At 74.6% G+C, this 13,201-nt stretch carries 16 protein-coding genes; 9 read left to right on the forward strand and 7 right to left on the reverse strand.

The annotated features are described in order from the left end of the window. The coding region (locus HLB15_RS18860) for a hypothetical protein (RefSeq protein WP_212760085.1) at positions 1-677 on the reverse strand (677 nt) is incomplete at its 3' end. A 129-nt stretch (positions 678-806) separates the two neighbouring features. Here HLB15_RS18860 and HLB15_RS18865 point away from each other — a divergent pair. Both HLB15_RS18865 and HLB15_RS18870 read left to right on the forward strand, forming a co-directional pair. Next, positions 807-1,361, forward strand: coding sequence for a hypothetical protein (locus tag HLB15_RS18865; protein ID WP_171107502.1), 555 nt, complete (start codon positions 807-809; stop codon positions 1,359-1,361). A gap of 9 nt (positions 1,362-1,370) precedes the next feature. Then, the gene (locus HLB15_RS18870) at positions 1,371-2,381 is read left to right on the forward strand and encodes a hypothetical protein (protein ID WP_171107504.1); all 1,011 of its coding nucleotides are present in this window, start codon (positions 1,371-1,373) and stop codon (positions 2,379-2,381) included. A 3-nt stretch (positions 2,382-2,384) separates the two neighbouring features. Here the strand turns inward: HLB15_RS18870 and HLB15_RS18875 are convergent, their stop codons facing one another. Both HLB15_RS18875 and HLB15_RS18880 read right to left on the reverse strand, forming a co-directional pair. Next, positions 2,385-3,662: a prolyl oligopeptidase family serine peptidase gene (locus tag HLB15_RS18875; protein WP_171107506.1), complete on the reverse strand. Its 1,278-nt coding sequence runs from the start codon at positions 3,660-3,662 to the stop codon at positions 2,385-2,387. 99 nt (positions 3,663-3,761) lie between these two features. After that, positions 3,762-4,622, reverse strand: a complete 861-nt coding sequence (locus tag HLB15_RS18880; protein ID WP_171107507.1) for an SDR family NAD(P)-dependent oxidoreductase — start codon at positions 4,620-4,622, stop codon at positions 3,762-3,764. A 101-nt stretch (positions 4,623-4,723) separates the two neighbouring features. Here HLB15_RS18880 and HLB15_RS18885 point away from each other — a divergent pair, with 101 nt between their 5' ends. Then, the gene (locus HLB15_RS18885) at positions 4,724-5,323 is read left to right on the forward strand and encodes an acyl-CoA-like ligand-binding transcription factor (RefSeq protein WP_212760086.1); all 600 of its coding nucleotides are present in this window, start codon (positions 4,724-4,726) and stop codon (positions 5,321-5,323) included. A 128-nt stretch (positions 5,324-5,451) separates the two neighbouring features. Continuing rightward, positions 5,452-6,771: an ABC transporter substrate-binding protein gene (locus HLB15_RS18890; RefSeq protein ID WP_171107509.1), complete on the forward strand. Its 1,320-nt coding sequence runs from the start codon at positions 5,452-5,454 to the stop codon at positions 6,769-6,771. Here HLB15_RS18890 and HLB15_RS18895 read toward each other — a convergent pair. Further along, entirely contained in the window at positions 6,755-7,498 is a 744-nt protein-coding gene (locus tag HLB15_RS18895; protein ID WP_171107511.1) for a TetR/AcrR family transcriptional regulator, read from the reverse strand. The two genes, HLB15_RS18890 and HLB15_RS18895, sit on opposite strands and share 17 nt — an antisense overlap. An 89-nt stretch (positions 7,499-7,587) precedes the next feature. Here HLB15_RS18895 and HLB15_RS18900 point away from each other — a divergent pair, with 89 nt between their 5' ends. Next, the gene (locus HLB15_RS18900) at positions 7,588-8,493 is read left to right on the forward strand and encodes an NmrA family NAD(P)-binding protein (protein WP_171107513.1); all 906 of its coding nucleotides are present in this window, start codon (positions 7,588-7,590) and stop codon (positions 8,491-8,493) included. On the opposite strand, the gene HLB15_RS18905 is transcribed toward HLB15_RS18900, so the two are convergent. Further along, complete coding sequence (locus HLB15_RS18905; protein WP_171107515.1) at positions 8,482-8,928, reverse strand: SRPBCC family protein; 447 nt, start codon at positions 8,926-8,928, stop codon at positions 8,482-8,484. The two genes, HLB15_RS18900 and HLB15_RS18905, sit on opposite strands and share 12 nt — an antisense overlap. 51 nt (positions 8,929-8,979) lie before the next feature. Further along, positions 8,980-9,576 (reverse strand): HD domain-containing protein, encoded by a 597-nt coding sequence (locus HLB15_RS18910; RefSeq protein WP_171107517.1) that lies wholly within the window; start codon positions 9,574-9,576, stop codon positions 8,980-8,982. Between the two features lie 93 nt (positions 9,577-9,669). Between HLB15_RS18910 and HLB15_RS18915 the strand changes: the two genes are divergently transcribed. Beyond that, positions 9,670-10,017 carry a carboxymuconolactone decarboxylase family protein gene (locus tag HLB15_RS18915; RefSeq protein ID WP_171107519.1) on the forward strand — a complete coding sequence of 116 codons (348 nt, stop codon included), beginning with the start codon at positions 9,670-9,672 and terminating at the stop codon, positions 10,015-10,017. A 40-nt stretch (positions 10,018-10,057) separates the two neighbouring features. Here the strand turns inward: HLB15_RS18915 and HLB15_RS18920 are convergent, their stop codons facing one another. Continuing rightward, complete coding sequence (locus tag HLB15_RS18920) at positions 10,058-11,146, reverse strand: PQQ-dependent sugar dehydrogenase (RefSeq protein ID WP_229785664.1); 1,089 nt, start codon at positions 11,144-11,146, stop codon at positions 10,058-10,060. 50 nt (positions 11,147-11,196) lie between these two features. Here HLB15_RS18920 and HLB15_RS18925 point away from each other — a divergent pair, with 50 nt between their 5' ends. The 3 genes from HLB15_RS18925 to HLB15_RS18935 are packed head-to-tail and all read left to right on the forward strand — an operon-like array spanning position 11,197 to position 13,099. Continuing rightward, positions 11,197-11,826 (forward strand): hypothetical protein, encoded by a 630-nt coding sequence (locus HLB15_RS18925; RefSeq protein ID WP_171107521.1) that lies wholly within the window; start codon positions 11,197-11,199, stop codon positions 11,824-11,826. Positions 11,827-11,879: 53 nt separating this feature from the next. Beyond that, the gene (locus HLB15_RS18930) at positions 11,880-12,509 is read left to right on the forward strand and encodes a copper resistance CopC family protein (protein WP_171107523.1); all 630 of its coding nucleotides are present in this window, start codon (positions 11,880-11,882) and stop codon (positions 12,507-12,509) included. A gap of 11 nt (positions 12,510-12,520) precedes the next feature. Then, positions 12,521-13,099, forward strand: a complete 579-nt coding sequence (locus tag HLB15_RS18935) for a copper chaperone PCu(A)C (RefSeq protein ID WP_171107525.1) — start codon at positions 12,521-12,523, stop codon at positions 13,097-13,099. Positions 13,100-13,201: the final 102 nt, after the last annotated feature.

A 13,201-nucleotide genomic window follows, 5' to 3' on the forward strand; every position in this document is an offset into this window, starting at 1 on the left:
GGGGAGCGCAGCGCCGCACCCGACGCCGCCCCGTCCCCGGCGGCGACGACCCGGTCGAGCGCGGCCCGGCCGTCGGTCGCGCAGGAGTCCAGCAGCCGGGTCAGCCGCTCGGTCGGCCGCTCGGTCGGCTGCTCCCGGCCGGGTGACCCGGGTGGCGCGTCGTCGGCCGCCGCCCACGCCGCGTCGACCGCTCGGCGCACGTCGGCGGCGACGTCGGGCAGCGTGAGGTAGGCGCGCAGGTCGGCCGCGGTGACGCGACCGGCGTCGTGCACGTCGGCGACCTCCTTGCCCGCGAGCGCCGCGGCGTCGGGTCCGGGCGCACCGTGGCGGTGGGCCAGCTCGTACGCGCGCTGGAAGTACAGGTCCTGGGGGTGGCCCTCGGTGATGCCCCGGGCGCGGCGCTCGCGCTTGAGGTGCACGAACCAGGCGGCGGTGGCCACGAGGTGGTCCCGGGCGTCGAGGAGGCGGGCGCGCAGCTCCCGGGCGGCGGCGTCGTCGAGCAGGGCGCGTCCCAGGTGCGGGTGCCGCGCGGGGCGGACCACGAGCGGGTCGAGGATCAGCTTCACGGTGCGGGCGAGCGGCAGGCCGGCCGCGTTGCTGAGGGGCGCGACGCCGGCGCCGAGCTCGCGCCAGGCCTGGGCGACGACGCGCGTGCGCGCCGTGGTCTGCGCGGTCACACGGCAACCCTACCGGCGCCCGTCCGCTCCCGGACCTGTGACCGGGAGGGCGGGCGACCGTCGCTACCGTGCGGTCCATGAGCACGGACACCGCCCCGAGCCGCACCGCGCTGGCGATCGATCGCGCGGATGCGCGACTTCGGCGCGCACCAGGCGGCCTACCCGGTCAACCGGTCGCACGACCGGTCGCTCGGACTCGTCGCCGCGGTGCTCGTCGTGGCACCGGTCCCGTTCGCGTGGATGGCGTACACGGAGTCGCCGTGGGGGGACGGGACGGGCAGCATCCCCGGGATGATCGCGTCGGGCCTGGCCGCCCTGGTGTTCGGCGCCCTCGCCGTCCTCATCGGTGTCCCGGGCCTGCTGGGCCTGTTCAGCCACCCGCACGCGACCGTGCACCTGTTCGAGCGCGGCGCGATCGCGATCCGGCACCGCGGGGGAAGCTGGTCGTGGCCGTACGAGAACGCGACGGTCCGCCACGTGCTGTGGCACGAGCCCTGGGAGGGAGACCTCCGGCCGCGCAAGCAGCTCTGGGTCACCTTCCGCGACGGCGAGACCATCTGCTTCGACGGCCTCGGCGACGCCGACGCCGCGGTGCTGCCCGACCTGTCGGTCGCGCTGGGCGGCAACCGCGAGCCGGAGGACGTCGGGACGCTGCGCGCCGGCGACACGCCGACACCGTTCTGAGGAGGGCACATGACAGAGCTGCCACGCGTCGTCCGCCCGGAGGACCTCGGCCTGCCCCGCGAGCGCGCGGTCAACGCCCGCGGCGTGCTGGGCGCCCTCGGCACCCTGGCCGTGCTCGCCGTGGTCGTCGTCCTGGTCGGCTCGGTGCTCACCGTCCGTGACGTGGAGCCGGGGTACGCGCTCGCCGTCGGTGAGCGGGACGGGCGCGAGGTGGTCGTCGTCCCGTCCGAGCACGGGGCCGGTGCGTCCTTCGTGGCCGCCTACGACACCACGACGGGCGAGCGCCTGTGGCGGCACCGCACGGGCTACCGGCCCTGGCCGCTGGCCGCGGGCACGGAGCACGTCATCCTCCGGGACGACGACCAGCTCGTGGTGCTCGACCTGGCCGACGGCTCGGTCGTGGCCGAGGGCGACGCCGTCCCCGGGCTCGACCTGCCCCACGGCGAGCTCAACTTCTGGGTGGGGGGCGACGCCGTCGACCCGGTCGAGGGCGTCGTCTACGTGTCGGTGCACGACGGGTTCCCCGAGGAGCGCCCCGACCTCGTGCGCGCCCTGCCCGTGGACGGCCCGCCGACGGCGGCGCCCCTGACCGGCCGGCAGGCCGAGCGCTGGTCCTGCTACGTCGCCACCGCCGATGCCGGACGGCCGGACGGCGCCCCGGTCGTCGACGGCGTCGTGCGCGAGGGCGCGGCAGGCGTCGTGGTGCCCGACGTGTGCGACCGCGACCCGGCGCGCGCCGTGGACGACGAGCTCGCGCCGGGCTCCGGCGTCGTCGCGACCATGACGCCCGAGCGGGGCGCGTACGGGCGGTCCGAGCTCGTGCTCACCACCGCGGACGGCGCCGCGCTGCACCGCGTCGACGACGTGTCCGACGTCGCCGCGGCCCGCACCACGCCGTCGGGCGGCGCCGTCCTGCTGGTGCGGACGCAGCTGTCCGCGCTGTTCGGCCTCACCACCCGGTACGACGCCGTGCTCGTGCTGGTCTCGCCGGGCGGCGAGGTGACGGAGGTCGGGCTGTGAGCCTCACCGGCGGGTGCGGGCCATCCACTCCCAGACGTGTCGGCCGCGGTGCCGCGGGTCGTTGCGCGCCACGTAGATCCACGACCAGTGCCCCGGGTAGGTGTTCCCGTCCCGCGTCACGCTGTCGTAGAGGCTCAGGATCGAGCCGTCGATCCGCTCGTGCGCGTACACGGTGTTGTCCTCGGGGTCGAGCGTCGTGTCGTCGGCCGAGGCCACCAGCCACGTCGGCGTCGTCATCGCCGCGAGCTCGTCGTCCGAGACGAAGTACCTGCCCGACCCGTCCCGCGGGCCGATGCCGCAGCAGATCGGGACCGACGTCGCGAACAGGTCGGGGTGCTCGGCGACCATCTTGAGCGACATGTAGCCGCCGTTCGAGCAGCCGACCACGTGGATCCGGCGCCGGTCGATCCGGTGCCGCGCGACGACCTCCTCGATCGCCTCGAGGATCTGGGGCGCGTAGCCGTCGCCGTCGTCCATCCATGCGGACGTCGCCTGCGGCGCGAGCACGTAGGCGCCGCCGAACAGGCGCTGCGCCTCGGGAGTGGCGAAGCCCAGCGCGCCGCGGTTGGCCCGCAGGGTCGCCTCGTTGTCGTAGTAGTCGTGCCCGTCGACGAGCAGGCCGCCCTCGCCGCCGCCGTGCAGCCACACGACGAGCGCCGCCCCGTGCCGCCCGCCGCCGCCCCGCGGCGAGAACAGCCGGTAGTTCATGCCCGACGCCGACGCGTGGTAGCTGAACGCGTCCACCTCGGGGTCCGTCGGACGGCCCTCGCGGAACCGCTCGAGGACCACCTGCCCGCCGGGCCCCCGCAGCGGCTCCGCCTGCGTGATCGTGTGCTCCAGCTCGAGCAGCACGTTGCGGCTGTACGCGCCCACGTACTGGAGCGTGTCGCCGCCGGGCACCTGCCAGCCGTGCTCGAGGTCGAGCACGACCTCGCCCCGCGGCGTCCACCGGGCGCCCGTGACCACGCGGTCCTGCTCGTACGCGACCTCGCCGGTCACCGGGTTGGTGGCCCGGACGTGCACCGCGAACGTCGACGGCCTGAGGGACGCGCGCCGCACGCCGTGCAGGGCGCGCGACGAGAGCACGAGGGAGGTCACTTGCTCGCCGCTGTCGAGCACCTCGGCCAGGGGCGTCACCAGCGCGTCGCGCCGGCCCTGCGGGGTGCTGCCGGGACCGACGCCCGGGGCGGCGCTCGCGGCGGGGACGCCCAGCAGGGCGGAGGCGCCGAGGGCGGCACCGGAGGCGAGCAGGGTACGGCGGGTCACGGGCGTGCTGCGCATGGCGGAACTCCTTCGTTCGATGCCGGGCCACCCGGGAGGCTATGGCGGCAGCGGGTGAACGTCAACGATCCGGTTGCCTCGGGCACGCCTCTGTTCCGGTCAGGGGCGGTGTGCGAGGCGACCCGCGAGCAGCTCCTCCGAACGGTCCCAGAACCGGTGGGCGAGGTCGCCGTCGGCCGCTTGCGGGTGACGGGGGCGGCCGGCCCGGCGCTTGTAGTAGTAGGCGCCGGACTGCCAGTCCTTGCCGGGGGTGCCTTCGGCGAGCCAGACGATCTGGTCCGCCCCCTGCTCGGGCGTGGACAGGAGGAGGCGGCCGAACGGAGTCCTCGTACCGAGGAACCGGACGGCGCGCATCGCAGGGTTGGTCGTGTCGGAGGCGAAGCTCGTGAGCACGTTCCCGGGATAGAAGGACGCGGTCGACAGGCCTGCCGCGTGACAGCGTCGGTGCAGCTCGGTGGTGAACAGGATGTTCGCCAGCTTCGTCACGCCGTAGACCCGTGCCGGCTCGTACCCGTGCTCGTGACCGAGGTCGTCGAGGTCGAGGGTGCCGGCGAAGCGGACGGTGCTCGACGTCTGCAGCACCGACGCGCGCGAGGCGACGAGGGTGTCCAGGAGGAGGTTGGTCAGCAGGAACGGCGCGAGGTGGTTGACCTGGAACATCTTCTCGAACCCGTCCGCCGTCACCGTCCGTCGGCCCCAGACGCCGCCCGCGTTGTTGGCCAGGACGTCGATGCGGTCGTGGGCGGCGAGGAGGTCGCCGGCCAGGCGTTCGACGTCGTCCAGCCGTGTGAAGTCCGCGACGTGGCTCTCGACGCCGAGCTCCGCCGCGACGGCGCGCGTCTTGTCCGGCGAGCGCCCTACGACGACGACCGTGTGGCCGTCCCCGTGCAGCCGGCGCGCTGCGGCAGCCCCGATCCCGTCGCTCGCGCCGGTGATGACGACGGTCTTCGACTCGCTCATCGCGCTCTCCTCGCTCGTGGTTCGCTGGTGGCATCAGATGTCAAACATGGGACACAGTATCAGAACCGGTGTACGGTGCCGGGTTGTAGTACCGTGCGGGGGTGGAGAGAGCTGGGGGCGGGGCGCGGGCTCGGGCCCGGCAGGCGATGCGCGCCGAGGTCGCTGCGATCGTCGGCGACCTCGTGCTGGAGCAGGGTTACGAGCGGACCACGGTGGACCACATCTGTGCTGCCGCCGGGATCTCTCGCAGCACGTTCTTCCGCTACTTCCCGTCCAAGGAGGACGCCCTGCTCGGCGGGGTGGCGGACTCCGGCGAGACGCTGCGCGACGCGCTCGCCGCGCGCCCCGAGGACGAGTTGCCCTGGGTCGCGGTGCGGCGCGCGCTCCAACCGCTCATCGACCGGTACGCGGCGGACGACGAGCGCGTGCGCCGCCTGACCCGTCTCATGATGACGACGCCTGCGCTGCTCGCCCGGCACCAGGAGAAGAACGCCCGGTGGTACGAGCTGCTGCGGCCCGAGGTCGCCCGCAGGCTCGGTGCCGACGTCGACGACCGTGCCGATCCCGGACCGCAGGCCCTGATCGGCGCCGCGCTGGCGTGCGTGCAGGCGACGCTCACCGTGTGGTCGGCGAACCCCTCGTCAGGGAGCCTCTCCGACATCCTGGACCGGGCGATGGGAGTCGTCGGCCCGGTCGGGTGAAAACGTGTCGCGCGCCGTGGTCCGCCGAGGGCGAAGTGGCGCTACGGTACGGGTGCCGACCGCCAGTCGTCGATGTCGACCCGAACGGAGCACCCGTGTCATCTGGCACCACCCGCACCCGACGCACCATGACAGCGCTCGCAGCGGCGGGGGTCGCGACCGCCGCGCTGGCCGGGTGCGGGGGCGGCCCCGAGAGCGGGCTGACCGCCGCGGCCGGCGTCTCGCCGGAGGACGTGACGGCGGCGCTGGAGGAGGGCGGCGAGCTGCTGGTGTGGGCCTGGGAGCCCACGCTGGAGCAGGTCGTCGAGGACTTCGAGGCCGCCTACCCGAACGTCGACGTCGAGCTGGCCAACGTCGGCACGGGGAACGACCACTACGTGGTGCTGCAGAACGCGATCAGCGCGGGGTCGGGCGTCCCGGACGTGGCCCAGGTCGAGTACTACGCCCTGCCCCAGTTCTCGATCTCCGGCTCGCTGGCCGACCTGGCGCCGTACGGCGCCGCCGAGCTGGACGACACCTACTCGCCGGGCACGTGGAACGCGGTGACCGACGGCGACGCCGTGTACGGCCTGCCGATGGACTCCGGGCCGATGGCGCTGTTCTACAACGCCCGCACCTTCGAGGAGGCGGGCGTCGAGGTGCCGACGACCTGGACGCAGTTCGTGGAGGCGGCCCGGGCGATCCACGCCCACGACGCGGACACCTACATCCTGGCCGACAACGGCGACGCCGGGTTCACGACCTCGATGATCTGGCAGGCCGGCGGGCACCCGTTCCGTGTGGACGGCACCGCGGTCACCGTCGACCTCACCGACGACGGGGTGACCCGGTTCGCGCAGCTGTGGCAGCAGCTCCTCGACGACGACCTCGTCGCCGACATCCCGCAGTGGTCGGACGAGTGGTTCCAGCGGCTCGGCGACGGCACGATCGCGGCGCTGGTCACGGGCGCGTGGATGCCCGCCAACCTCGAGTCGGGCGCCGCCCAGGCCGCGGGGGACTGGCGCGTGGCGCCCATGCCGCAGTGGACCGAGGGCGCGAACGAGACGGCGGAGAACGGCGGCTCCTCGCTCGCCGTGACCGAGGCGAGCGACACGAAGGCGTTGGCCTACGGGTTCGTGCAGTACGCCAACGCGGGCGACGGCGTGCGCACCCGCCTGGACCAGGGCAACTTCCCCGCCACGACGGCGGACCTCGAGAGCCCCGAGTTCCTGGCCGAGGAGCCCGAGTACTTCGGCGGGCAGCGGATCAACGAGGTGCTCGCGGCCGCGGCGTCCGGGGTCGTCGAGGGCTGGCAGTACCTGCCCTACCAGGTGTACGCCAACAGCGTGTACTCGGACACCGTCGGCCAGGCCTACACCGGCTCGACGTCGCTCACGGTCGGGCTGCTGGCCTGGCAGCAGGCGATGACGACCTACGGCTCGAGCCAGGGGTTCACGGTCCAGGACTGACCGCTCCCTCCTGGAGCGCGGCGACCGACCGGTCGAGCCACTCGGTGAGCAGCGTGCGCTCCGCGTCGCTGAGCGCGGGCAGCTCGGGCACGGCCGCCCGGGCGGCGACGGCCAGCGGCGCGAGGTCGGACGCGGGCGGCGCCGCGTCCTGCGTGACGATGCCGCGCAGCGTGGTGTCGATGACCGCGTCCGCCAGGGCGGGGTCGCGCTCGGTCTCCGGCCGGGCGAGCAGCGTCAGCACGACGCCGTTGCCGGCGGCCTGGATCATCTGCACCGCCCGCTCCTGAGCGACCCGGAGGCGGCCGGCCGTGGCGACGCGCGCGACCCGTGTGGCGAGGGCCTGGGTGCCCGCGACCGCGGCGGGGGAGTCCGCGTGCGGCCCGGGCGCGGAGAGCAGGACGAAGAGGTCCGGGTTGGCCAGGCCGAAGTCGACGTGGGTGCGCCACGCGGCGCGCAGCGCGTCGACCGGGTCACCCCGCTCGTCGGCGACCTGCTGCGCCTTGGCCGTGACGTAGCGCGCGAGCACCTGCTCCGCGACGGACTCCATGAGCCCGTCCTTGTCACCGAAGATCCGGAAGATCGTCGGGGCGGGCACCCCGGCCCGCTGCGCCACCGCGCGCGTCGTCACCGCGTCGGCCCCGCCCTCCCGCAGGAGGTTCTCCGCCGCGTCGACGATGCGCGCGCGGGGGGACGACTTCTCTGCCGTCTCGTCTGCTGTCTCGACCATGGATCGACGATATCAAGACGCCGCTACCGTCGCTCCGGATCGGTGGTAGCGTTGTGGACGAACCACCGATCCACTCGTGGAGGAGAACAATGATTGTCGTCACCGGCGCCACCGGGCGCCTGGGGTCCCAGGTCGTCGAGCGGTTGCTCGAGCGCGTGCCCGCCGACTCGCTCGGCGTGAGCGTCCGCGACGCCGCACGGGCCGCCCACCTCGCCGGGCGCGGGGTGCGCGTGCGCGAGGCCGACTTCACGCGACCCGCGACGCTCGGCGCCGTGTTCGAGGGTGCGGACACGGTGCTCGTCGTCTCGCCGTCCATCGCCGGTCCCGGTGCGGCGGCGGCGAGCCGCGCCGCCGTCGACCACGCCGTCGCTGCCGGAGCGCGGCGCATCCTGTACACGAGCCACCAGGCGGCCTCGCCGGACTCGCGGTTCGCCGCGCAGCCCACCCATGCCGCGGTCGAGGAGCACCTGCGGGAGGTCCCCGCGCGCACGACGGCCCTGCGCCACGGGTTCTACGCCAGCACGCTGGAGCGCTACGCGCCACGCGCCCTGGAGACGGGAGAGCTGCGCGTCCCGGAGGACGGGCCGTTCTCCTGGAGCGACCACGCCGACCTCGCGGAGGCCGACGCGGTCGCCCTGACCGACCCCGGGACGCCCGACGGCCCCACGCCGCCGCTGACCGCGCCCGACCTGCTCGATCTCGCCGACGTCGCGCGCGTGCTCACCGACCTCACGGGGCGCACGGTGCGGCGCGTGGTGGTCGACGACGAGGAGTGGGTCGCCGACCAGGTCGCCCTCGGTGTCCCGCGGCCCGCCGCCGAGTTCGTGCTCGGCATGTTCCGGGCCGCACGGCGCGGGGACTTCGCCGTCGCGGGCCCGTTCCTGGAGGAGCTGATCGGGCGCCGCCCCGTCAGCGTGCGTGAGAGCCTCGACCGGTTCCTGCGGACGCTGCCCGCTCGGTCCGGCTCGGGGCCGGTGCCCGGGTCAGCGGTGTGACGTGCGCGTGCCGCCGTCGCGGTGGGCGAGCGTGGCCAGCGCGTCCCGCCAGTGCCCCTCGGCGGCGGCCGCGTGCTGCTCCGTGTCGATGTTCTCCTGGGTCACCGTGACGCGCGTGCCGCCGTCGTCGGGCTCGAGGACGATGCGGATCTCGTGGTAGTTCTCCGGGATGTCCTCGAGGTCGCTCATCGGGGAGAAGTGCGTGAAGTGCAGCAGGCGCGGGCGGTCCACGGCGAGGACGCGGCCCTTGTCGGCGAACACGCGGCCGAAGAAGTGGCCCTCGAACGTGATCGGGCTGCCGGGGCGGTAGTCGGTCTCGATGTTCGCGCCGAGCACCCAGCGCGCGCCCGGGTGCGTGAGCTCGGCCCACACGCGGTCGGGCGGCTCGGCGATGTGCGTCGTGGCGGTGGCCGTGTGGCGCGGGGTGTCGGTCATCGCTGCCTCCCGTGGTGCTCGTCCGCAACCGACCGTACCGCGCGGCGGCGGTCAGGGCTGGGTGCGCCGGGCCTGCTCGTGCCAGCCCAGGGTGCTGCCCGCCAGCGCCGCGTCGGCGACCCGCCGTGCGAAGGCGGTGGTGAGCCCCGCGCGCGAGCTGTCGATCCAGGGCTGCACGTGCTGGTACCCCGCCGCGCGGTACTCCAGGGCCTGGAGCAGGCACTCGAGCAGATCGGCGTCCTTGGCGCAGCGGGCCTCGGGCGTCGTGCGCTCCTCGTACTCGGCCACGGCGCCGGTCACCGTCCGCGCGGCGGCCTCGGGCAGCCGGGCGACCTGGTCACGCGTGACGGCCTCGTTGCCCGCCGTGCGCGCCACGTACGGCCGGGCGGAGTGCGGCAGGTCCGTGGTCCGGGTCTCCTGGGAGTCGTGCCACAGGCCGAGGTACGCCGCGCGCGCCGGGTCGGCGCCCTCCTCGGCGGCGATCAGGCCGGCGAGCTGTGCCACGCGCAGGCTGTGCTCGGCCACCGACTCCGGGTCCCGCACGCCCACCTGCCACCACCCGGCCCGGCGCACGCGCTTGAGCACGCCGAGCTCGTGGGCGAGGTCCGCGACGGCGGTCGCGTCGGGGTCGGTCGGGGTGCGGGTCATCAGCTCTCCTGCCGGGAAGGTATCGCCGCCGGTCGTGGTTCCTGCTCCGACGTCTTGTCACAGCCAAGCATCCGTCGCACCGGAGGGAAGCACATGTCCGACTACTACGACCGCACCGAGGACGCGAAGTACACGCGGGTCTACAAGGAGCAGACGCCCGACATCCTCAAGGCGTTCGCCGAGTTCGACCAGGCGGTCTTCGCGACGGAGGGCCGCGAGATCCCGTTGAGGTACCGCGAGCTCATCGCCCTCGCGGTCGGCCTCACGACGCAGTGCGTGTACTGCATCGACGGGCACTCCCGGCGCGCGGTCGCGGCCGGCGCCACCGAGGCGGAGCTCGCCGAGACCGCGTGGGTCGCCACCGCCATCCGCGCGGGTGGCGGGTACGCGCACGGCCGGCTGGGCTTCAAGCTCTCCGGCGCGGCGGACCACCAGCACTGACGCCCGCGCGGCAGGTCGCCCCGCTCACCGGGCGGCCGGTTCAGCCGCCGAGGGACCCGACGGCGAGCAGCAGGTCGTCGTCGGGTCCCGGGCTGCCCCGGCCGTCGGTGTTGTTCGTGAGGAACCACAGGTCGCCGTCGGGGGAGACGACCACGTCCCGCAGCCGCCCGTACGTCCCGGGGTAGTGCTCCGTGGACGTCGTCGGGTCGGCCACGGGCACGGTGCGCAGCACGGCGCCCCGCAGGTTCGCCATCACGACGGTGTCGCCCGCGACGGCGATGCCGCTCGGGCTCGCCTGGTCGGGGCTCCACTGCTGGACGGGGTCGACGAAGCGGTCGTCGCCCGCGATCCCCTCGACGACGGGCCAGCCGTAGTTGGCGCCTGGTTCCACGACGTTGAGCTCGTCCCACGTGTCCTGGCCGAACTCCGCGGCGAACATCGTGCCGTCGTCCGCCCAGGCGATGCCCTGCGGGTTGCGGTGCCCCAGGCTCCAGACGGGCGAGCCGGGGAACGGGTTGTCGTCGGGCACCTGCCCGTCCGGCGTCAGGCGCAGGATCTTCCCGCCGAGAGAGCTCGGGTCCTGGGCGGACCCGGGGTCGCTCGCGTCGCCGACCGTGGCGTAGAGCATGCCGTCCGGGCCGAACGCGATGCGGCCGCCGTCGTGGTTGGCCGCGGCGGGCAGCCCGTCGATGATCGTCTCCGCCGCGCCGAGCCGGAGCGCGCCGGGCCCGCCGGTGACCTCGAAGCGCTGCACGCGGTTGCCGTCCTGTGCGGTGGAGTACGCGTAGAGCCGGTCCTCGTCGTCGACGGCCAGGCCGAGCAGCCCTGACTCACCGACCGCGCTGACGCCCTCGACGACGCCGACCGCGCGCGTGCCGCCGTCGTCGAGCAGCTCGAGGACCTCGCCCGTGCCGCGCTGGCTGATCAGAGCGGTGCCGCCGAGGAACGTGACCGACCAGGGGACGTCCAGGCCGGACGCGAGGGTCTCGGGCACCGGGTCGGCCGCCGCCCCGCCGCTCGGCGCCGACGCCTGTGTCGGCCCCGGCCCCTGGCCGGCAGGCCCGGGCCCGCACCCGCTCACCACCCCGACGAGGAGGGCGGTGACCAGGGCGGAGATCATCCGGCGCATGGGGCTAATATGGCAGCATCTCGGGCACACCGGCACGGGGACGGAGAACGATGAGCCCACGCGACGACCGCGCAGGGCTCGCGCGCGCCGTGCGCGGCGGGCTGGCCGCGACGTCGGCAACCTTCGTCGCCCTCGCCTCCCACCTCGCGGGGGGCGGACCGATGCCGGACGTCCTCGGCGTCGTGGTCCCTCTGGCGCTCTCGCTGCCGCTGTGCGTGGCCTGGGCCGGACGCCGGCTCTCGCTGCTCGGCCTGTCGGCGTCGGTCGCCGCGAGCCAGCTCTTCTTCCACGTCCTGTTCCTCCTGGGCACCCCCGCCCAGGGTCTGGTGCGCGGCCACGAGCACGCCGGGCACCACCCGGCCCCCGCCGTCCTGCCCGGTGCCGTGCCGATGGCCGACGCCGCGCACGCCGACGCCACCATGTGGGTCTGGCACGGCCTCGCCGCGGCGGTCACCGTCGTCGTCCTGTACCGCGGCGAGCTGCTGCTCACCCGGCTGCGCGAGCTCGCGGTCCGCGCGGCGGCCTGGCTGCTGCACGGCCGGTCCGTCGTCGAGCACGCGGCGCCCGTGGTGCGCCCCGCGCTGCGCACGGTCGCCGCCTCCGCCTTCCGGCCCCTGCACCCCGGGCCGCGCCTCACCCCTGTGCTCCGCAGGGGACCTCCCGCACAGCACGCGACCTGACCTTTTCCGTGTGCGTACCGACGTCTTCGCGACGTCGGGAGAGAGGTTGTGCCATGCCCCGAACCCGACCCCTCGTGGCCGGGCTGACGGGGGCCGTCGTCGTGCTGCTCACGACGGCCGTCCCCGCGTCCGCCCACGACAAGCTGGTCTCCAGCGACCCGGCCCCCGGCCAGGTGCTGGATCAGGCACCGGTCACGGTGTCGCTGACGTACTCGGCCGACATCCTGGACATGGGTGCCGCCGTCGTCGTGTCCGGCGACGACGGCACCGACTGGGTGTCGACCGCCCCCGTGATCGACGGTCCGACGGTCACGGCAGAGCTCGACGCGGGCCTGCCCGCCGCCGCCTACGAGATCCGGTGGCGCGTCGTGTCCGAGGACGGTCACCCCATCACCGGGGTCGTGCCGTTCACGGTGGGCGACGGCGACAGTGACGGCGGCGGGAACGGCGACGACGGCACCGACGGCGGTGGTGCGGTCACGGTCGCGCCGTCGTCCGCCGCCGGCGTCGTCGGGCCGGCGCCGCAGGAGCGCGCACAGGAGAGAAGTCAGGTCGCGCAGGAGGGCGAGGCACCCTGGCGGGTCGTCCTCGTCGGCGTGGGGGGTGCCGCCGTCGCGGTGGCGCTGCTCGCGCTCGTCCAGTTCCTCCGCCGCCGCACGACAGCGGACGGCGCAGACGCGTGAGAGGTACTCCTGTGAACACCTGGAAGAACACCCGGAAGAACAGCCGGCCGACCATCGCTGCCGGGCTGCTGGTCGCGGCGTCGCTCGCCCTGACGGGCTGCGGCGCCCCGGCCGGTGCGACCGACGCCGCGCCGGCCGGCGCGTCCGTGACGCTGGCCGACGGCTGGGTCAAGGCGGCCGACTCCGGCATGTCCGCGGCCTTCGGCCGGCTGACCAACGAGGGCGGCGAGGACGCCACGGTGGTCTCGGCGTCCACGGCGGCGTCCACGGAGCTCGAACTCCACGAGACGGTCGCGAACGAGACCGGCGAGATGGTCATGCGTGAGGTCGACGGCGGGTTCGTCGTCCCGGCGGGCGGGTCGCGCGACCTCGAGCCGGGCGGCGACCACATCATGCTGATGGACCTCGTCGAGCCGCTGGAGGCGGGGGACGAGGTCACGTTCACCCTCACCTTCGCCGACGGCTCCACCTCCGAGTTCACGGCGCCCGTCAAGGACTACTCGGGCGCGAACGAGAACTACGTGGGCGGGGACGACCACGGCATGGAGATGGACGGCATGGAGATGGACGGCATGGAGACGGACGGCTGATGTCCGCACCTGACCGCCGCACCGGACGGTCGGGGTCGACCCGGCGGCAGTTCCTCCTCGGAGGAGCTGTCGCCGGTGTCGGCGCGGCCGCGGCCGTGGGCG

This window comes from Promicromonospora citrea (assembly GCF_013004695.1).
GTDB classification, from domain to species: domain Bacteria; phylum Actinomycetota; class Actinomycetes; order Actinomycetales; family Cellulomonadaceae; genus Promicromonospora; species Promicromonospora citrea.